The organism is Ramlibacter sp. (assembly GCF_035655895.1).
GTDB lineage: Bacteria > Pseudomonadota > Gammaproteobacteria > Burkholderiales > Burkholderiaceae_C > Ramlibacter.
The window spans coordinates 92,984-111,515 of the sequence record NZ_DASRTN010000006.1; the positions used below are offsets into that span (position 1 = coordinate 92,984).

The 18,532-nt window shown below is 69.8% G+C and carries 17 protein-coding genes; 13 read left to right on the forward strand and 4 right to left on the reverse strand.

Annotated elements, in window-relative coordinates:
* The 3 genes from VFE82_RS03645 to metG form a co-directional block, all read right to left on the reverse strand.
* On the reverse strand, positions 1–2,220 hold the full coding sequence (locus VFE82_RS03645) for a hybrid sensor histidine kinase/response regulator (protein ID WP_324998880.1): 2,220 nt from the start codon (positions 2,218–2,220) through the stop codon (positions 1–3).
* Positions 2,221–2,267: 47 nt separating this feature from the next.
* Complete coding sequence (locus VFE82_RS03650; RefSeq protein ID WP_324998881.1) at positions 2,268–2,501, reverse strand: hypothetical protein; 234 nt, start codon at positions 2,499–2,501, stop codon at positions 2,268–2,270.
* A 114-nt stretch (positions 2,502–2,615) separates the two neighbouring features.
* Positions 2,616–4,664, reverse strand: coding sequence for a methionine--tRNA ligase (gene metG / locus VFE82_RS03655; RefSeq protein ID WP_324998882.1), 2,049 nt, complete (start codon positions 4,662–4,664; stop codon positions 2,616–2,618).
* Between the two features lie 183 nt (positions 4,665–4,847).
* Here metG and apbC point away from each other — a divergent pair, with 183 nt between their 5' ends.
* From apbC to VFE82_RS03715, 12 genes are all read left to right on the forward strand, one after another.
* Positions 4,848–5,936 carry an iron-sulfur cluster carrier protein ApbC gene (gene apbC, locus VFE82_RS03660; RefSeq protein WP_324999898.1) on the forward strand — a complete coding sequence of 363 codons (1,089 nt, stop codon included), beginning with the start codon at positions 4,848–4,850 and terminating at the stop codon, positions 5,934–5,936.
* Positions 5,937–5,945: 9 nt separating this feature from the next.
* On the forward strand, positions 5,946–6,491 hold the full coding sequence (locus tag VFE82_RS03665) for a DUF3305 domain-containing protein (protein ID WP_324998883.1): 546 nt from the start codon (positions 5,946–5,948) through the stop codon (positions 6,489–6,491).
* Positions 6,484–7,167 (forward strand): DUF3306 domain-containing protein, encoded by a 684-nt coding sequence (locus VFE82_RS03670; protein WP_324998884.1) that lies wholly within the window; start codon positions 6,484–6,486, stop codon positions 7,165–7,167. Before VFE82_RS03665 ends, VFE82_RS03670 begins: the two co-directional genes overlap by 8 nt.
* Entirely contained in the window at positions 7,094–9,166 is a 2,073-nt protein-coding gene (locus VFE82_RS03675; protein WP_324998885.1) for a 4Fe-4S binding protein, read from the forward strand. Before VFE82_RS03670 ends, VFE82_RS03675 begins: the two co-directional genes overlap by 74 nt.
* The gene (locus tag VFE82_RS03680; protein ID WP_324998886.1) at positions 9,159–9,770 is read left to right on the forward strand and encodes a TorD/DmsD family molecular chaperone; all 612 of its coding nucleotides are present in this window, start codon (positions 9,159–9,161) and stop codon (positions 9,768–9,770) included. The genes VFE82_RS03675 and VFE82_RS03680 overlap by 8 nt, the downstream gene beginning before the upstream one ends.
* A 171-nt stretch (positions 9,771–9,941) precedes the next feature.
* A complete protein-coding gene (locus tag VFE82_RS03685; RefSeq protein WP_324998887.1) occupies positions 9,942–10,154 on the forward strand; it encodes a formate dehydrogenase in 213 nt (70 codons plus the stop codon).
* A 20-nt stretch (positions 10,155–10,174) separates the two neighbouring features.
* Complete coding sequence (locus tag VFE82_RS03690) at positions 10,175–13,159, forward strand: formate dehydrogenase subunit alpha (RefSeq protein ID WP_324998888.1); 2,985 nt, start codon at positions 10,175–10,177, stop codon at positions 13,157–13,159.
* Positions 13,160–13,259: 100 nt separating this feature from the next.
* Positions 13,260–13,877 (forward strand): formate dehydrogenase FDH3 subunit beta, encoded by a 618-nt coding sequence (fdh3B, locus tag VFE82_RS03695; RefSeq protein WP_324998889.1) that lies wholly within the window; start codon positions 13,260–13,262, stop codon positions 13,875–13,877.
* Positions 13,877–14,101 (forward strand): hypothetical protein, encoded by a 225-nt coding sequence (locus VFE82_RS03700; protein WP_324998890.1) that lies wholly within the window; start codon positions 13,877–13,879, stop codon positions 14,099–14,101. The genes fdh3B and VFE82_RS03700 overlap by 1 nt, the downstream gene beginning before the upstream one ends.
* Positions 14,102–14,108: 7 nt before the next feature.
* Positions 14,109–15,305 carry a formate dehydrogenase subunit gamma gene (locus VFE82_RS03705; RefSeq protein ID WP_324998891.1) on the forward strand — a complete coding sequence of 399 codons (1,197 nt, stop codon included), beginning with the start codon at positions 14,109–14,111 and terminating at the stop codon, positions 15,303–15,305.
* 15 nt (positions 15,306–15,320) lie between these two features.
* The gene (locus VFE82_RS03710) at positions 15,321–15,800 is read left to right on the forward strand and encodes a hypothetical protein (RefSeq protein ID WP_324998892.1); all 480 of its coding nucleotides are present in this window, start codon (positions 15,321–15,323) and stop codon (positions 15,798–15,800) included.
* A gap of 19 nt (positions 15,801–15,819) precedes the next feature.
* On the forward strand, positions 15,820–16,677 hold the full coding sequence (locus tag VFE82_RS03715) for a formate dehydrogenase accessory sulfurtransferase FdhD (protein ID WP_414708741.1): 858 nt from the start codon (positions 15,820–15,822) through the stop codon (positions 16,675–16,677).
* On the opposite strand, the gene VFE82_RS03720 is transcribed toward VFE82_RS03715, so the two are convergent.
* Positions 16,678–17,535, reverse strand: coding sequence for a polysaccharide deacetylase family protein (locus VFE82_RS03720; RefSeq protein ID WP_324998894.1), 858 nt, complete (start codon positions 17,533–17,535; stop codon positions 16,678–16,680).
* A gap of 190 nt (positions 17,536–17,725) precedes the next feature.
* On the opposite strand from VFE82_RS03720, the gene VFE82_RS03725 reads away from it, so the two are divergent.
* Positions 17,726–18,493 (forward strand): hypothetical protein, encoded by a 768-nt coding sequence (locus tag VFE82_RS03725; protein ID WP_324998895.1) that lies wholly within the window; start codon positions 17,726–17,728, stop codon positions 18,491–18,493.
* The last annotated feature ends 39 nt before the right edge of the window (positions 18,494–18,532 follow it).

The window sequence follows — 18,532 nt, forward strand, 5'->3', positions numbered from 1 at the left end:
TCATGCGGCCGCCGGCGGCCGCATTGCCGCCGCCACGGCGGCCAGCAGGCGGTGCGGCGCCAGCGGCTTGGCCAGCACCGCCAGGCCCGCCTCCCGGGCCGCTGTGAGCTCGCCGGTGTACCCGGTCATCAGGATCACCGGCAAGCCCGCGTGGTGCTCGCGCAGATGCAGTGCCAGGCCGATGCCGTCCATCTCGCCGGGCATGCGGACGTCACTGAGCACGACGTCCGGCAAGGTGTCGCGGGCGCGCAGCGCCGCCAGCGCCTGGGCCGCGCTGGCCGCGTGCTGCACGGCGCAGCCGGCCTGCACCAGCAACTCGCGGGTCGACTGCGCCAGCTCGGCGTTGTCCTCGACCAGCAGCAGGCTGCAGCCCTGCGGCAGGCGCTCCAGTCCGCCGACGGACTCGGCCGCCGGCGGCGCGCACCGGACCTGCGGCAGCAGCATCGTGACGGTGGTGCCTGCTCCCGGCGTGCTGTGGACCGTGGTGGTGCCGTTCGCCTGCACCGTGAAGCCGTAGACCTGGCTGAGCCCGAGGCCGGTTCCGCGACCGACCTCCTTGGTGGTGAAGAACGGCTCGAACACGCGCGCGAGCACCTCGGGCTCGATGCCGTGCCCCGTGTCGCTGACCTCGATGGCCACCATCTGGCGGCCGTCCACCAGGCGCGCGGCGGCGCGGATGGCCAGCGTGCCGCCCTCCGGCATGGCATCGCGGGCGTTCACCGCGAGGTTGATCAGCGCCAGTTCGAGTTCCGCGGGGTCGACCTCCACGCAGCCGGTCTCCGGCGCCACCTCGCAGGTCGCCGTCACCCGGCTGCTGAGGGTGGGGCGCACCAGGTCGACCAGCTCGGGCAGGCTGCCTGCGAGGTCGACCACCCGCGGGCGCAGCGGCTGCCGCCGCGCGAACGCGAGCAGCTGGCGGGTCAGCTTGCTTCCGGTCGCGACGGAGCGGGAGATGCGGGCGAGCTGCGGGTCCTCCGCCAGCTCGGGCCGGCGGGTGCGCAGCAGATGCACGTTGGTGTTGACGACCATCAACAGGTTGTTGAAGTCGTGCGCGACGCCGCCGGTCAGCTGCCCGATCGCCTCGAGCCGCTGGTTCTGCACCATCGCGCGGTGCGCCTTGTCGGCGTCGATCAGCGCCTCCTGGACGCGCTGCTCCATGAGCTGCTTGGCCGACGCGAGCGAATCGGAAGCCCGCGCGAGCGCGCGCGACACCTGGTCGGTCTCCTTCAACCCGGTGGGAACCAGCGTCACCGGCTCGCCGCGCCCGAGCGTCTCGGCCGCCGCAGCCAGGGTGGTGATCGGGCGCACCAGCCGGCGGCCGACGCGCACGGCGAACCAGAACGCTGCCGCGAGCAGCAGCGCGGCGACCGCCGCCACGCTGGCCGCCGTGCGCCCGGGAGAGGTGGTGTGCGACTTGGGCAGGCCGATGAAGGTGCCCCATCCGTAGTTGGGTGTGCGGCTGAAACTGCCCGTGAGCGGCTCGCCGGTCATCGAGGGCACTTGCACGACACCGCCCTGGTGTGCATGGAGTTGCGCCAGCGTGGACGCCGGCGGCTTGCGGCCGATCCACTCGCCGGGCCCGTCGCTGCGGGCCACGATGGCGCCCTCGCGGTCGAGGATGGTGGCGATCCAGCCATCCGGCAGGCGCTGGTCGGCGATCACCTTCTGCATCTGGCTGGCGTAGCTGCCCATGCTGAGGTAATACAGGACCTTGCCGGCACGCACCACCGGCACCTGGACGGCGAAGCTGTACTGCCGCCCGATCGGAGCGAAATACAGGTTGGACACCAGCGTCTGCGTCTCGCCGCCTTCCCGCCGCGCGTCCGTGAACACGGTCCCGGGCAGAGGACCGCCCAGTGGCCGCCGGGTGTTCAGCAGCTGCTGCCCGTTCAAGTCCGCCAGCACCACGACCGCCTCGCCGGTCGGGGCGATGCGCCGGGCATAGTCGTAGAACGTGGCCAGGTCGCCCTTGGTCAGTGCCGGCGATTCCGCCAGCGCCCGCAGCGTGGCCTCGCGGCGTGCCAGTTCGCGGTCGACCACCAGGGACAGTGCCCGGCCGGCCTCTGCGAGCGTTCGTTCGAAGCCGCTGCGCTCCTGCTGGTAGACGTAGAGGATCGCGGCCACGGCGGCCGCGACCGTGGGCACCATGCAGGCCATCACCAGGACGACCAGACGCATCCGGACCGTGCTCGGTCGGTTGGCGACTCCTTGGAAAATCATCGGGCGGATCATACGAAGAGCCGCCTGCCATGCGGGCGCTCGCCCGGCTAGTCGGACGGGCCGTCGGGAATCACGAGGTCCGCGGTGGCGCCGATCACCTTGCCGGTGATGCGCACGGTGCCGATGGCGGCGTCAGCCGCCAGGCCCACGCCCGACACGGCGAGGCCGGCCGCGGTGTCCGCCGCGGCAACGACGGCGCAGCCGCCCAGCGATGCAGCGCAAACTGCGAGAAGAAACACGGTGGCGGCGCGGCGACATGGTGGTGGGAGGGAACGGGGCATCGACGGAGCTCATCGGATGAGCGTCGCGATTCTATGGATGAGGTGTAACCGCATCCGCTTCCGCTGGTAAGGAAGTGTTGATGCCGGCACCCGGCGCGCGCGTGCCGGGGGCGTTCAGCGCACGCGCATCCCCGGTTGCGCCCCGGCAAACGGCTCCAGCACGTAGATGCCGGCGTCGGCCTTGTCGTCGGCGTGGCTGGCGGCCAGCACCATGCCCTCGCTCACGCCGAACTTCATCTTGCGCGGCGCCAGGTTGGCGACCATGACGGTGAGCTTGCCCACCAGCTGCTCGGGCTTGTAGGCCGAGGCGATGCCGGAGAACACGTTGCGCATCCGGCCTTCGCCGACATCCAGCGTCAGGCGCAGCAGCTTGGTCGAGCCTTCCACGGCCTCGCAGTTCACGATCCTGGCGATGCGCAGGTCGATCCTGGCGAAGTCGTCGATCGTGATGGTGGGCGCGAGCGCTTCGCCGCCCGGGACCGTGGCCGCCGGCGCCGCTTCGGCCGGCGGCTCGAACAAGGCGTCGACCTGCTTGGCGTCGACCCGCTGCATCAGGTGCTTGTAGTCGCCGATCCGGTGACCGGCGCCCAGCGGCCGGGCGGCATTGCTCCAGTCCAGCGGCGCGCACTGCAGGAAGGCTTCGGCCTGCGCTGCAAGCACCGGCAGGATGGGCTTGAGGCAGGCGGTCATGACCTTGAAGGCCTCCAGGCATTCGGAGCACACCAGCGCCGCCTCGTCCTGCCGGCCTTCCTTGGCGAGCTTCCAGGGCGCGGCGCCGTCGAAGCGCAGGTTGACCTCGTCGGCATAGGCCATGATCTCGCGCACTGCCTTGCCATACTCGCGGCCCTCGAGCAGGTTGCGGACCTCGCCCAGCAGGCGCGCGGCGCGTTCCTGCCCGGCCTCGAACGACCCGAGCAGCTGGCCGCCCGGCACGAACTTGGCCGCGCGGCTGGCGATGTTGACGTACTTGCCCACCAGGTCGGCGTTGACACGGGCGATGAAGTCGTCGGGATTGAAGTCGACGTCCTCCACCCGGCCATTGAGCTTGGCGGCGATGTAGTAGCGCAGCCACTCGGGGTTCATGCCGAGCGACAGGTATTTCAGCGGGTCGATGCCGGTGCCGCGGCTCTTGCTCATCTTCTCGCCGCTGACCGTGATGAAGCCGTGCACGTTGACCTGGCTGGGCGTCTTGCGTCCCGAGAACTGCAGCATCGCCGGCCAGAACAGCGTGTGGAAGTACACGATGTCCTTGCCGATGAAGTGCACCTGCTCGACCTGCGGGTCGGCCACGAACTCGTCGAAGCCCACGCTGGTGCGCGAGGCCTCGTGCCAGTGGTTCTTCGCCTGGCCCTTGTCGAAGTGGTTCTTCAGGCTGGCCAGGTAGCCGATCGGCGCGTCGAGCCAGACGTAGAAGTACTTGCCCGGCGCATCGGGGATCTCGATGCCGAAGTAGGGTGCTTCGCGGCTGATGTCCCAGTCGGCCATCCCGGCCTCGAACCATTCGCCGGCCTTCTTCGCCATCTCGGGCTGCAGCCTGCCGTCCTGCGTCCAGGCCTTGAGGAAGTCGACCACCTTCTCGTCGGACAGCTTGAAGAAGAAGTGCTCCGAGCTGCGCAGCTCGGGCCGGGCACCGGTGAGGGTGGAGTAGGGCTCGATCAGCTCGGTGGGCGAGTACACGCTGCTGCAGACCTCGCAGCTGTCGCCGTACTGGTCCTTGGCGTGGCAGACCGGGCACTCGCCCTTGATGTACCGGTCGGGCAGGAACATGCCCTTGACCGGGTCGTAGAACTGCTCGATGGTCCGCGTGGAGATCATGCCGCCGGCCTTCAGGCGCCGGTAGATGCCCTGCGCCAGCTCGGTGTTCTCGGGGCTGTCGGTCGAGTGCCAGTTGTCGAAGCGGATGTGGAAGCCGTCCAGGTATTCCTTGCGGCCGGCGGCGATCTCGCCCACAAACTGCTGCGGCGTCTTGCCCGCCTTCTCCGCCGCGATCATGATCGGCGCGCCGTGCGCGTCGTCGGCACCCACGAAGTGCACCATGTGGCCGCCCATGCGCTGGTGGCGCACCCAGATGTCGGCCTGGATGTACTCCATGATGTGGCCGATGTGGAACTTGCCGTTCGCGTACGGCAGGGCGGTGGTGACGAAGAGCTTGCGCTGGGCCATGGGAAAGGGTGCTCCGCGGGGAAGGTGAGCCGCAGGGAACCGCGCATTCTAGGGTGGCCGCCAGGCCCGGCCGGGCAGCCCCGCCTCCGGCGGCGGCAGCGCTGCGGGGAGGGCGCGGCAGGCGGGGGGTCTTGCGCCGGTGGGTACACTGCCTTGTTGTCCCGAAGTCAGCGTCCCACCACCATGGCCACCCCCGACCAGCTGCTCGCCGCCCTCGCGGCCGTCCAGGACCCGAACACGGGCCAGGATTTCGTCTCGACCCGGGCCCTGAAGAACCTGCAGGTCACCGGCACGGACGTCACGTTCGACGTCGAACTCGGCTACCCGGCCCGCAGCCAGGCACCCGCACTGCGCCAGGCGCTGGTGGCAGCCGCCCGTGGCGTGCCCGGCGTGGGCAACGTCTCGGTTAACCTCGTCACCAAGGTCATCCCCCACGCCGTGCAGCGCGGCGTGCAGCTGATGCCCAACGTGAAGAACATCATCGCCGTGGCCTCCGGCAAGGGCGGGGTGGGCAAGAGCACCACCGCCGTGAACCTGGCGCTCGCGCTGGCCGCCGAGGGCGCGTCGGTGGGCCTGCTCGACGCCGACATCTACGGCCCCAGCCAGCCGATGATGATGGGCATCGACGGCCGCCCCGACAGCGCGGACGGCAAGACCATGGACCCGCTGGAGAACTACGGCGTGCAGGTCATGTCGATCGGCTTCCTGGTCAACCCGGACGAGGCCATGATCTGGCGCGGCCCGATGGCGACCCAGGCGCTGGAGCAGCTGCTGCGCCAGACCAACTGGCGCGACCTCGACTACCTGGTGGTGGACCTGCCGCCCGGCACCGGCGACATCCAGCTGACGCTGTCGCAGCGCGTGCCGATGACCGGCGCGGTGATCGTCACCACCCCGCAGGACATCGCGCTGCTCGATGCCCGCAAGGCGGTGGCGATGTTCGAGAAGGTCGGCGTGCCGATCCTCGGGCTGGTCGAGAACATGGCGATGCACGTGTGCAGCAACTGCGGCCACGTCGAACACATCTTCGGCGAGGGCGGCGGCAAGCGGTATGCGGCCGAGCGCCGGATCGACTACCTGGGCGCGCTGCCGCTGGACATGAGCATCCGGCTGCAGGCCGACAGCGGCAAGCCCACCGTCGTGGCCGATCCGGACGGCAAGCTCGCCGGGATCTACAAGGACCTCGCGCGCCAGGTGGCCATCAAGATCGCCGCCAAGGCCAAGGACTTCAGCGCGAAGTTCCCCACCATCACGATCTCCAAGACCACCTGAGCCCGCGCCATGGAGCGCCCCAGCGTCCGAGTCGCCGTCGTCATGCGCCGAGAGCGCATCGACAACCGCTGGCAACCCTGGCGGTGGGGCCTGCACGACGTGGTCATGCACCAGGAGGCCTTCGGCACCGAGGCGCGCCGCATCTTCAACGACGAGCGCGAGGAGCGCTGGCTGCATCCGGGCTTCACCGTCGAACTGTTCCGCGACGATGCGGAGGGCTACTACCTGAATGCCACCACGCCGGCGCCCTGCTGGTTCGTGCTGTGGCGGATGGAGGAGCAGCCGACCGTCGCGCCGGAGCCCATCCCGCGCCCCGCCATGGTCAGCCTCAGCTACCACGACGCCGGCCGCTGGCTCGATGCCCAGGAGACGGTGGAGCAGGTGCCGGCGCCACCCGAGGTGGTCGGCTGGATGCACGCGTTCGCGCAGGCGCATTACGTGCCGGAGCCCAAGAAGCGCAAGCGCCCGGAGAGCTTCCGTCCGCTGCAGGACCGCTTCGGCAATCCGGCCTCGGTGTCGACCGGCAGGAAGGGCGGCGGAGACGGCCATGGCTGACGGCTTCCTCGGCCGCTGGTCGCGTCGCAAGCTCGATGCGAAGGACGGCAAGCCGCTGCCGCCCGAGCCGGCGGCCGGGCCGCCGGCCGCCGCGGTTGATGCGGCGCCCGCGGCCCAGGCGGCGCCCGGCAATGTCCAGGGGGCGGCCAACGGGACGGCGGCCAGCCCCGTGGCCGGAGCTGGCACGCCCGCGCCGGCGCCGGACCGGCAGCCGGCGGCGGCACCGGAGCCGCCGCCCTCCCTGGAGGACGTGAAGGCGCTCACCCCGGAATCCGACTTCCGCCGCTTCGCCGCGCGCGGGGTGGCCCCCGAGGTGAAGAACGCCGCCATGAAGAAGCTGTTCGCCGACCCGCGCTTCAACGTGCAGGACGGCCTGGACATCTACATCGGCGACTACACCCAGCCCGACCCGATTCCCGAGTCGATGCTCAAGCAACTCGCCAGTGCGCGCTTCCTCGGACTCTTCCGTGAAGAAGAGCGCAAAGACGAGCAGCAGTTGGGGCCTGCCGGGCCCACGGACGAGCTCGTGGGCGAATCCGTGGCACAGTCTGGCGCGCCCGAATCCGACACCCCTGCCGCGGCGAGCGCCGCACCCGATCCCGATGTCCACCCTGATCTGCGACTGCAACAAGACGATGCCGCTCCAGGCCAAGAGCCTGGGCGCAGCACTGGATGAGTCGCTGACGCTGCACAGCAGCCTGTGCCGGCGCGAAGCCGGCGCCTTCCAGCAGGCGATCCGCGGCAACGAGCCGGTGGTGGTCGCCTGCACGCAGGAGAAGAAGCTGTTCGCCGAGGTCGGCTCCCAGACCGAAGGGGCCGTGGCGCCCGTGCACTTCGTCAACATCCGCGAGACCGGCGGCTGGAGCCGCGACGCGGCCCAGGCCATGCCGAAGATCGCGGCCCTGCTCGCGGCGGCCCGCCTGCCCGAGCCGGAACCGGTGCCCACCGTCACCTACAAGAGCGCCGGCCGGGTGCTGGTGATCGGCCGCCTCGACGCCGCCGAGCGCGCGGCGGCGATGCTCGAGGACGTGCTGGATGTCACCCTGTTCACCACCGGCGGGCCGGGCGCGCAGGAGCGTCGCTACCCGGTGCTCGGCGGCCGCATCGACGCGCTGACCGGCTGGCTCGGTGCCTTCCAGTTCACCTGGACGGCCACCAACCCGATCGACCTGGACCTGTGCACCCGCTGCAACGCCTGCGTGGCGGCCTGCCCGGAGGGCGCGATCGGCCTGGACTACCAGATCGACCTGGCCCGCTGCACCGGCCACCGCGCGTGCGTCAGGGCCTGCGAGGCCGCCGGCGCCATCGATTTCAGCCGGCCGCCCGAGGCGCAGACCGAGAGCTTCGATCTGGTGCTCGACCTGCGCGCCGAGCCGGCCTTCCCGCAGCATGCGCCGCCCCAGGGCTATGTGCGCTGGGACGGGCAGGACCTGCCCACGCTGCTCAAGCTGCGCGAGCTGGTGGGCGAATTCGAGAAGCCCAAGTTCTTCGTCTACAAGCAGAAGCTCTGCGCCCACAGCCGCAACGAGAAGGTCGGCTGCGACGCCTGCATCGACATCTGCTCCGCCGCGGCCATCAGCAGCGAGCGCGCCCGCCAGCAGATCAAGGTCAACCCCAACCTGTGCGTCGGCTGCGGTGCCTGCACCACGGTGTGCCCCACGGGTGCGCTCACCTATGCGTATCCCCGCGCCGGCGAGCAGGGGCTGAAGCTGCGCACGCTGCTGGCCACCTACCTGCGCAGCGGCGGCCGCGCGCCGACCCTGCTGCTGCACAGCCAGCAGCACGGCCAGCTGCTGGTCGAAGACCTGGGCCGGGCCGCACGGCTGCGGCAGCTGCAGGGGGTGCCGGCCCACGTCATTCCCGTGGCGCTGTGGCACACGGCCAGCACCGGCGTGGACCTGTGGCTGTCGGCGATCGCCTTCGGCGCCACGCAGGTCGTCGTGCTGGTCACCGACGAGGAGGCGCCGCAGTACCTGGAAGGCCTGAAGGCCCAGATGGCGGTGGCGCAGGCGATCCTGCGCGGACTGGGCTACACCGGCACGCACTTCGAGCTGGTGCGCGCCGCGTCCGCCCCGGCCCTCGACGCGGCGCTGCAGTCGCTCGGCCAGACGCGGCAGCAGGGCCCCAAGGAGGTCGCGCGCTTTGCCGTCGCGGCCGAGAAGCGGACCACGCTGGAGCTGGCGCTCGACCACCTGGTGGCGTTTGCCCCGGCCGCGCCCGATGCGATCGAACTGCCGCCGCAGGGGGCGCCTTTCGGCACCATCGCGGTCGACAAGGACCGCTGCACGCTGTGCATGAGCTGCGTCAGCGCCTGTCCGGCGAACGCGCTGCAGGACAACCCCCAGCTGCCGCAACTGCGCTTCCTGGAGAAGAACTGCGTCCAGTGCGGCCTGTGCGCCACCACCTGCCCCGAGGACGCGATCACGCTGCAGCCGCGGCTGCTCCTCACGCCGCAGCGGCGCGAGGCGCGCGTCCTCAACGAGACCCAGCCCTATGGCTGCGTGCGTTGCGGCAAGGCGTTCGGCACGCTCAAGGCGGTGGAAGCGATGCTCGGCAAGCTGGCCGGTCACTCCATGTTCCAGGGCGAGGCGCTCGAGCGCCTGAAGATGTGCGGTGACTGCCGCGTGATCGACATCTACTCGGCGCAGAACGAAACCAGGATCACCGATGTCTGAGCTGAGCTCCACCGCCCTGGACGAGGAGACCGCGCGCGCGGAGGTCTACGGCCTGCTCGCGCAGCTGTACTACGCACCGCCGTCGCCCGACCTGCTGGGGTCGCTGCGGGTCGCGGTCACCGAGGCACCGGCCGCGGGTGGCTTCCTGGAGGAGCCCTGGCGCGCCTTTGTCGGCATCACCCGCAGCCTGGGCGATGCGCAGATCGCCGCCGAGTTCGACGCGCTGTTCGGGGGCGTCGGCAAGCCGGACGTCTACCTCTTCGGGTCGCACTACCTGTCCGGGTTCCTGAACGAGAAGCCGCTGGCCGCGTTGCGTGAGGACCTGGCCGCCCTGGGACTGGGCCGCGACGAGGCGATGCCGGAGACCGAGGACCACGTCTCCTACCTGTGCGAGGTGATGCGCTACCTGATCGCCGGCGACGATGTGGCGGTCTCCAACCTCACGCGCCAGCGCGAGTTCTTCGCCCGCCACCTGCAGCCCTGGGTGTTGCCGATGTGCGACGCCGTCGCCGCGCACCCGGCGGCCCGCTTCTACGCCGCCCTGGCGAATTTCAGCCACGCGTTCTTCAGCATCGAACAGCAGGGATTCGACCTGCTGGCGTGATGCCGTGCCGGTGTTGGCATGCCAACACCGGGGGTGCTGCTGAGCTTACCTGGCCCTTACAACCGAGCGTGCCGTTCGGTACGCGTTTTCCCTTTCACACGGACGCTTTCACACGACTATGCTCCGCCGTGACTTCCAACGTCCAGTTCGCAGCAGTACGCAGGAGACAGCATGAGCAAGCCCCAAGACAAGCTCTCGCGGCGCACCCTTTTCGCGGGCGCCGGCACGGTCGGTGCCCTGGCGGCTGCGGCAAGTCTCGTGCCCGGCGCCCGTGAAGCCGCCCAGACGGCGGCAGCGCCCACGCCCAAGGCCCCGCCCGAGCGCGGCGGCGGCTACGCGCTCTCCGAGCACGTGAAGCAGTACTACAAGACCACCCGCCTTTAACTCCGACGCCGGAGACCATCATGTTGCTGACCAAGAAACCGGCGGCCGGCCAGGCCGCGCGCGGGCGCGCCGACGGCTTGCGCTCGCCTTTCGTCCACAGCCTGCAACGCGGCCTGTCCAATGCGCTGCCCACGATGGATCGCCGCGCGTTCCTGCGCCGCTCCGGCCTGGGTGTGGGCGTGGGCATCGCCGCCGGCAGCCTGACCCTGGTGAAGAAGGCCCGCGCGGCCTCCGGTGAGGGTCCGGCGATCGGCAAGGGCACCATCGAGGTCAAGCGCACCGTCTGCTCGCACTGCTCGGTGGGCTGCGCCGTCGACGCGGTGGTCGAGAACGGCGTGTGGGTGCGCCAGGAGCCGGTGTTCGACTCGCCGATCAACCTGGGGGCGCACTGCGCCAAGGGCGCCGCCCTGCGCGAGCACGGCCATGGCGAGTACCGGCTGCGCTATCCGATGAAGCTGGTGGACGGCAAGTACCAGCGCATCAGCTGGGACCAGGCGCTCAACGAGATCAGCGCCCGGATGCTGGAGCTGCGCAAGGCGAGCGGTCCCGATTCGGTGTACTGGGTGGGCTCGTCCAAGCACAACAACGAGCAGGCGTACCTGATGCGCAAGTTCGTCAGCTACTGGGGCAGCAACAACTGCGACCACCAGGCGCGGATCTGCCATTCGACGACCGTCGCGGGTGTGGCCAACACCTGGGGCTACGGCGCGATGACGAATTCGTACAACGACATGCAGAACACCAAGCTGGCGTTGTACATCGGCTCGAACGCGGCCGAGGCGCACCCGGTCTCGATGCTGCACATGCTGCACGCCAAGGAGAACGGCGCCAAGTTCATCGTCGTCGACCCGCGCTTCACCCGCACCGCCGCCAAGGCCGACCAGCACGTGCGCATCCGCTCCGGCTCGGACATCCCGTTCCTGTTCGGCGTGCTGCACCACATCTTCAAGAACGGCTGGGAAGACAAGAAGTACCTCCACGACCGCGTGTTCGGCATGGAGAAGGTGCGCGAGGAAGTCCTGGCCAAGTGGACGCCCGACAAGGTCCAGGAGGCCTGCGGCGTCGACGAGGCCACCGTCTTCGGCGTGGCCAAGCAGATGGCCGAGAACCGCCCGGGCACCATCGTGTGGTGCATGGGCCAGACCCAGCACACCATTGGCAACGCCATGGTCCGCGCCTCCTGCATCCTGCAGCTGGCGCTGGGCAACATCGGCGTGTCCGGCGGCGGCGCGAACATCTTCCGCGGCCACGACAACGTGCAGGGCGCCACCGACGTCGGCCCGAACCCGGATTCGCTGCCCGGCTACTACGGCATCGTCGAAGGCTCGTGGCGGCATTTCGCCAAGGTGTGGGGTGTCGACTACGAGTGGCTCAAGGGCCGCTTCGCCGCGCCCGGCATGATGACCAAGCCCGGCATCACGGTCTCGCGCTGGATCGACGGCGTGCTGGAGAAGAACGAGAACATCGACCAGGACCCCAACCTCAAGGGCGTGGTGTTCTGGGGCCATGCGCCCAACTCGCAGACCCGCGGCGTCGAGATGAAGCGGGCGATGGACAAGCTCGACCTGCTGGTCGTGATCGATCCCTATCCGTCGGCCACCGCCGCGATGGCCGCGATGCCGGGCCGGCCGGAAGACCGCAACCCGAACCGCGCCGTCTACCTGCTGCCGGCGGCCACCCAGTTCGAGACCAGCGGGTCGGTCACGGCATCCAACCGCTCGCTCCAGTGGCGCGAGAAGGTGATCGAGCCGCTCTGGGAGAGCCGCACCGACCACATGATCATGTACCAGCTGGCCGAGAAGCTCGGCTTCGGCAAGGAACTGGTCAAGGGCTACAAGATGCAGAAGGTCCGCGGCATGGACGAGCCGGTGCCCGAGGACATCCTGCGCGAGATCAACAAGAGCGTCTGGACCATCGGCTACACCGGCCAGAGCCCGGAGCGCCTGAAGGCCCACATGCGCGCGATGCACATGTTCGACGTCAAGACGCTCAAGGCCAAGGGCAGCTGGAAGGACAAGGAGTCGGGCTACGACATCGCCGGCGACTACTTCGGCCTGCCGTGGCCCTGCATGGGCGCGCCGGACCTCAAGCACCCGGGCTCGCCCAACCTGTACGACACCACACGCCACGTGATGGACGGCGGCGGCAACTTCCGCGCCAACTTCGGCGTCGAGAAGGACGGCGTCAACCTGCTGGCCGAGGATGGCTCGCATTCGATGGGCGCCGACATCACCACCGGCTACCCCGAGTTCGACCACGTGCTGCTCAAGAAGCTGGGCTGGTGGGACGAGCTGACCGACGCCGAGAAGGTGCTCGCCGAAGGCAAGAACTGGAAGACCGACAACTCGGGCGGCATCATCCGCGTGGTCATGAAGAACCATGGCTGCCATCCCTTCGGCAACGCCAAGGCGCGCGCCGTGGTGTGGAACTTCCCCGACGCCATCCCGCAGCACCGCGAGCCCCTGTACAGCACCCGGCCCGACCTGGTGGCCAAGTACCCCTCGCACGACGACAAGAAGGCCTTCTGGCGCCTGCCAACGCTGTACAAGACGGTGCAGGAGAAGAACCTCGTCGACAAGGTCGCCGAGAAGTTCCCGCTGATCCTCACCTCGGGCCGCCTGGTCGAGTACGAGGGCGGCGGCGAGGAGACCCGGTCCAACCCGTGGCTGGCCGAACTGCAGCAGGAAGCCTTCGTGGAGATCAACCCGAAGGCGGCCGCCGACCGCGGCATCCGCAACGGCGAGCGGGTCTGGCTGGTCAGCCCGACCGGCGCGCGCCTGAACGTGCAGGCGCTGGTCACCGAGCGCGTGGCGGCCGACACGGTCTGGATGCCGTTCCACTTCTCCGGCCGGTGGCAGGGCGCCGACATGCTGGCCTATTACCCGAACGGCGCCGCGCCGGTGGTGCGCGGCGAGGCGGTCAACACCGCGACCACGTATGGCTACGACAGCGTGACGATGATGCAGGAGACCAAGACCACGGTCTGCAACATCGAGCGCGCCTGACGCCATGGCGCCCACGCTTCTCACTTCATGTATTTCGGTGCCCGCCGAGGGGACTGTCCGCGCCTGGGGCCGCCTGGCGCTGCGGACGTAGGAGACTGACATGGCAAGAATGAAATTCATCTGCGACGCGGAGCGCTGCATCGAGTGCAACGGCTGCGTCACGGCGTGCAAGAACGAGCACGAAGTGCCCTGGGGCGTCAACCGCCGCCGGGTGGTGACCCTCAATGACGGCGTGCCCGGCGAGAAGTCGATCTCGGTGGCCTGCATGCACTGCTCCGACGCACCCTGCATGGCGGTGTGCCCGGTCAACTGCTTCTACCGCACCGAAGAGGGCGTGGTGCTGCACGACAAGGACGTCTGCATCGGCTGCGGCTACTGCAGCTACGCCTGCCCGTTCGGCGCGCCGCAGTTTCCGGCCTCCGGCACGTTCGGCGTGCGCGGCAAGATGGACAAGTGCACCTTCTGCGCCGGCGGTCCCGAGGACCACGGCTCGCAGGCCGAGTTCGAGAAGTACGGCCGCAACCGCCTGGCCGAAGGCAAGCTGCCCGCCTGCGCCGAGATGTGCTCCACCAAGGCGCTGCTCGCCGGCGACGGCGACGTCGTGGCCGACATCTTCCGCAACCGCGTGGTCAAGCGCGGCAAGGGCGCCGAAGCCTGGGGCTGGGGCACCGCCTACGGCTCCAAGCAGGCCGGCCAACCGAACGGAGCCAAGTCGTGATGCGTGTCGTCCTCCTCCTGGCTGCCGCCGCCGCGCTGGCCGCGTGCGGCGAAAAGCCGCAGACCGCCAGCGGCGTCAAGAGCGACGCCGCCCTGTACAGCGGCACCGGCACCGCGATGCCGTTCTCGGCCGCCGGGTGGAAGGCCGGCGACCGCACCAGCTGGGAGCAGCAGCTCAGGACGCGTGCCCAGATGGGCCAGAACGACTACACCAAGGTCAACTGAGGTCGCCATGCTCCGCTCGCTGCTGTTGTCGCTTTCGCTGGCCGCCGCCTGCGGCGCCTGGGCCCAGGCCCCGCAGGCGCAGCGGCACGATGAACCACTGGCCGCCCCCGCCACGGCCATGCCGGGCATCCAGGGCCAGAACATCCTGGACGTCAAGCCGGAGGTCAAGCCGGACGCGCCGGCAGATCCCAACTACGCCAAGCAGAGCAACGGCGAACGGGCCCAGGTCCAGCCGGGCAACAACGCGCCGTTCTGGCGCGCCGTCGGCTCCGGCGCGCAGGGCTACTCCAGCCTGCCCCGCAGCCAGGCGCCCGAGGCCGGCGTCCTGGTCCAGCCCTTCGTGACCTACCCCGGATCGCGGCACACCAATGCCGGCGAAGCCTGGCGCCAGGTGCGCAACAACTGGCTGATCCCCTACGGTGGTTCGCTGCTGCTCATCGTGCTGGGCGCGATCGCGATCTTCTACTTCACGCGCGGCGCCATCACCCAGCACGGCCCCGACACCGGCCGCAAGATCGAGCGCTTCACGCCGTTCGAGCGTTCGGCGCACTGGGCCAATGCGATCGCCTTCGTCGCCCTGATGCTGTCGGGCCTGGTGATGGCGTTCGGCAAGTTCTTCCTGCAGCCGGTGCTGGGGCTGACGCTGTTCGGCTGGCTGACCTACGCGCTGAAGAACGTGCACAACTTCGTCGGCCCGCTGTTCGTCGTGTCGCTGGCCATCGTGTTCCTGGCCTTCGTGCGCGACAACTGGCCGCAGAAGGGCGACCTGCAGTGGCTGCTGCGCGCCGGCGGCCTGTTCGGCAAGGGTGGCCACGAACCGCCGTCGAACCGCTTCAATGCGGGCGAGAAGCTGGTCTTCTGGGGAGGCGTGTTCGCGCTCGGCATCGTGGTGGTCGCCTCGGGCCTGGTGCTCGACAAGCTGCTGCCGGGCCTGGTCTACGAGCGCGCCACCATGCAGGTCGCGCACATGGTCCACGCCGCGGCCACCGTGCTGATGATGGCCATGTTCCTCGGCCACATCTACATCGGCACGATCGGCATGCAGGGCGCCTACAGCGCCATGCGCACCGGCTACGTGGACGAGACCTGGGCCCGCGAGCATCACGCCTACTGGTACGACGACATCCAATCGGGCAAGATCCCCGCCCAGCGCAGCACGCCGGCGGGCGCGGCCATCACGGCCGAGCCGGTCCGCACCGCCTGAGACAAGAGATTCGCCATGAACAAGCGCCTCCTTTCCCTGCTGATCCTTGCCGCGTTCGGCTCCCTCGCGTCGGCCAAGCTGGCACCGCTGGACGATGCCGCCAAGGCCAAGGCCGCCGAGACTGCCGCCAAGGCCGCGTGGCAAGCCAAGGTCGATGCCTGGCAGCTGTGCAAGTCCCAGGACCGGGTCGCGGCCCGCTACCGCAGCAAGGCCGGCAGTGGTGCCGAAGGCAAGGCCATGCCGGTCGCCGCCAAGCCCGCGACCGGCGCCTCTGCCGCTGGAGGTGCCGCCACCCCGGTGGCCGCGGCGGCCCCGGCACCCTGCGTCGATCCAGGGGCGTTCGCCTACAGCCCGCCCGAGCAGAAGCCGCTGGAGACCTCCGGCGCGCACTCCCCGGCCGGAACCGCCGCCAGCCCGCCCAGCGTGCGGCCGGAGGCAGCCCAGATGACGCCCGGCAGCAGCACGCCCACTGCGCCGGCCGCCAAGAAGCCCTGACCCGGCCCGCCCGGGCCGCCTGGCCGTGCCTGTTTCCCTGCCACGGCTGACCCGGGCCCACGCGCCGCTGACCCGCGAGATCGAAGCCGTCGACGAGCACGGACGGACGCAGCGGATCTCGATTCCCGCCGAGCGCGACCTCACGGTCTACGTCGACCGGCGCGAGCTGGTCACGCTGATGACGCTGGGTGCCCATCCCGAGTGGCTGGTGCTGGGCTACCTGCGCAACCAGCGCCTGGTGCGGTCGGTGGACGAAGTCGAGTCGGTCACCGTCGACTGGGAGGTCTCCAGCGCCGCGGTGAAGACGCGCGCCGGCATCGACCGGATCGAGGAGCGCACCGCGCGCCGCGTGGTCACCACCGGTTGCGGCCAGGGCAGCGTGTTCGGCGCGCTCATGGACGAGGTGCATTCGCTGCAGCTGCCGCAGGCAGTGCTCAGCCAGCAGGCGCTGTACGGCGTGCTCGACGCGATCCGGCGTCAGGAGAGCACGTACAAGTCGGCCGGCTCGGTGCACGGCTGCGCGCTGTTCCGCGGCAGCGAGCTGCTGCTGTTCGTCGAGGACGTCGGGCGGCACAACGCGATCGACACCATTGCCGGCTGGATGTGGATGCAGCCTGCGCCGATCGAAGCGGGCGAGGAGCCGCTGGTCTTCTACACGACCGGACGGCTGACGAGCGAGATGGTGATCAAGTCGGCCCAGATGGGCGTGGCCATCGTGGTGTCGCGCAGCGGCATGACCGAGATGGGGCACGCCATCGCGCAGCAACTCGGCCTGTGCACGATCGGCCGTGCGCTCAACAAGCGCTTCCTCTGCTACACGGGTGCGCAGCGCGTGCGCTGGCAACCCGAGCTCGCGGGGCCGGCGCCGGCCGCCTGATCAGGGCGCAGGCACGCCGGAGCCGATGCCGGTCGCCGCGGCGTCCGACTGCGGCTGCGCCGCGACCTGCGGCCGCGCGTTGGGTGAGCCGCGCCGTCCGGGGCGCTGCATGCGCCAGTCCTCGAAATCGGTCGTCACCTGCGCCAGCAGCTGCGGGATCGAATCGTTGAGGTGCACCGAGATCCGCGGCAGCCGCATCATGTCGTCATCGAGACGGGCGCGCGAGCTGATGATCGTGGTGGCCGTCGTGTAGCCGGCCTGCCGGACCATCTCGACGTGCGCGGCCGTGTGTTCGCCGTACGGATAGGAGAAGCTGCGCACCTCGACCCCGAGCCACTGCTCGAGGTCGGCCTTGGAGCCGGCGATCTCGTCGCGGGCCCGGTCGTCGTCGCAGGTGCGCAGGTCGACGTGGTTGCGCGTGTGCGCGCCGATCTCCATCCCGGCATCGATCCAGGCCTTCATCTGGCCGACGTCCATCAGCGGGGCGGGCGGAACGCCTTGTGCATGGTCCCAGACGTTGGAGCCGCCGGTCTGCGCACTGACGATGAACGCCGTGGCCGTGAAGCCCATCGAGCGGATGATGGGCAGCGCTTCCTGGAAGTTGTTGACGTAGCCGTCGTCCAGCGTGATGCCGAACACCTTGCCGGTCTTCTCGCCACGCAGGTAGGGCTCGAGGTCGCGCATCGAGAGGCCCTGCCAGCCCATCGTCTTGAGCAGCCACAGCTGCAGGCGGAACCGCCAGGGCGGCAGCACCAGGGTACGCACCGGCGTGCCGCGCGGCGGCACCTTGGTGGTCTGGTGGTAGGACAGGATGGCGATCGGGGAGCGATCCGACCTTGCGCCTGCTGCGGCGTCCATTGGCGTGTCCTGCATGGCTTGTCTCGCACGAGTTTTGTCTCAGCCGATCATCGGCCAATGCCTCAGTCTCCCTGTAGGCCGCGGCGCCGTCGTCATGTAGGCGCCACAGGGGGGTAGTCCGACCGGGCCACTGCTTCCCACAAAGAAAGGTGCAGCATGCACCATCGCTGTGACAGGACGCAACTGAAGGATGTCGATGCAGTGTGGTGCGATCGAAGTATGGACCGCGCAGCCGGGCAGTGTAGGCCCCCGGGCCTGCGGAGAACTCGCGGCGCTGCTGGACGAGCATGAGCGCGAACGCGTGTCGCTGCTGCGGTTCGAGGCCGACCGCGATGCGTTCGTGGTGGCGCACGCGCTGCGCCGGATGGCGCTCGCCTCGGCGCTGGGCACCGACCCGGCACAGCTGCGCTTCGCCGCCGGGCCGCAGGGGCGGCCGCTGCTGCTGGACGCAGGCGACCAGCCGCCAGTGTTCAGCCTCACCCGCAGCCGCGGCTTCGTCGCCTGCGCGGTGGCCCGGCAGGGCCAGATCGGCATCGACGTCGAGAAGGTGCGCAGCGGGGTGGAGGCGTCGGTGATCGAGCAGTTCGTGCGGCGCCGCCCTGGCGCCGATGAGACGGACTTTTTCGTGCAGTGGACGGCGCTCGAGGCGTTCTGGAAGGCGCGCGGGCTGGGGCTCTCGTCCTCCAACCCACGCATCTCGCTGCTGCCGCTGGACGGCGAGCACTGCCACGCCGTGATCGACGGCGAGACCGGCAACGAACTCGGGATCGTGGTGCTGCAGCTGCCGGCGCCGCCTGGCCACGTGCTGACGCTCGCGTGCAGCGAGCCGGCCGACATCCGGATCGTCGAACTGGAGAGCCTGGCGCCGCCGCCGGCGCCCGACGCCACCGAACTTCTTTCGCGGTGCCGCCAGCGTTCCACCGAGGACGCGGCGGCGATCGGCACCGCCAATTCATAACATCTGCCGAGGCAACTAGGGATGGTCAACACAAGCGCA

Bases quoted from the DNA above. Each gene is read 5' to 3' on its own strand.
- VFE82_RS03645 (WP_324998880.1), bottom strand. From the start codon at position 2,220: ATGATTTTCCAAGGAGTCGCCAACCGACCGAGCACGGTCCGGATGCGT.
- VFE82_RS03650 (WP_324998881.1), bottom strand. From the start codon at position 2,501: ATGCCCCGTTCCCTCCCACCACCATGTCGCCGCGCCGCCACCGTGTTT.
- metG (WP_324998882.1), bottom strand. From the start codon at position 4,664: ATGGCCCAGCGCAAGCTCTTCGTCACCACCGCCCTGCCGTACGCGAAC.
- apbC (WP_324999898.1), top strand. From the start codon at position 4,848: ATGGCCACCCCCGACCAGCTGCTCGCCGCCCTCGCGGCCGTCCAGGAC.
- VFE82_RS03665 (WP_324998883.1), top strand. From the start codon at position 5,946: ATGGAGCGCCCCAGCGTCCGAGTCGCCGTCGTCATGCGCCGAGAGCGC.
- VFE82_RS03670 (WP_324998884.1), top strand. From the start codon at position 6,484: ATGGCTGACGGCTTCCTCGGCCGCTGGTCGCGTCGCAAGCTCGATGCG.
- VFE82_RS03675 (WP_324998885.1), top strand. From the start codon at position 7,094: ATGTCCACCCTGATCTGCGACTGCAACAAGACGATGCCGCTCCAGGCC.
- VFE82_RS03680 (WP_324998886.1), top strand. From the start codon at position 9,159: ATGTCTGAGCTGAGCTCCACCGCCCTGGACGAGGAGACCGCGCGCGCG.
- VFE82_RS03685 (WP_324998887.1), top strand. From the start codon at position 9,942: ATGAGCAAGCCCCAAGACAAGCTCTCGCGGCGCACCCTTTTCGCGGGC.
- VFE82_RS03690 (WP_324998888.1), top strand. From the start codon at position 10,175: ATGTTGCTGACCAAGAAACCGGCGGCCGGCCAGGCCGCGCGCGGGCGC.
- fdh3B (WP_324998889.1), top strand. From the start codon at position 13,260: ATGGCAAGAATGAAATTCATCTGCGACGCGGAGCGCTGCATCGAGTGC.
- VFE82_RS03700 (WP_324998890.1), top strand. From the start codon at position 13,877: ATGCGTGTCGTCCTCCTCCTGGCTGCCGCCGCCGCGCTGGCCGCGTGC.
- VFE82_RS03705 (WP_324998891.1), top strand. From the start codon at position 14,109: ATGCTCCGCTCGCTGCTGTTGTCGCTTTCGCTGGCCGCCGCCTGCGGC.
- VFE82_RS03710 (WP_324998892.1), top strand. From the start codon at position 15,321: ATGAACAAGCGCCTCCTTTCCCTGCTGATCCTTGCCGCGTTCGGCTCC.
- VFE82_RS03720 (WP_324998894.1), bottom strand. From the start codon at position 17,535: ATGGACGCCGCAGCAGGCGCAAGGTCGGATCGCTCCCCGATCGCCATC.
- VFE82_RS03725 (WP_324998895.1), top strand. From the start codon at position 17,726: ATGTCGATGCAGTGTGGTGCGATCGAAGTATGGACCGCGCAGCCGGGC.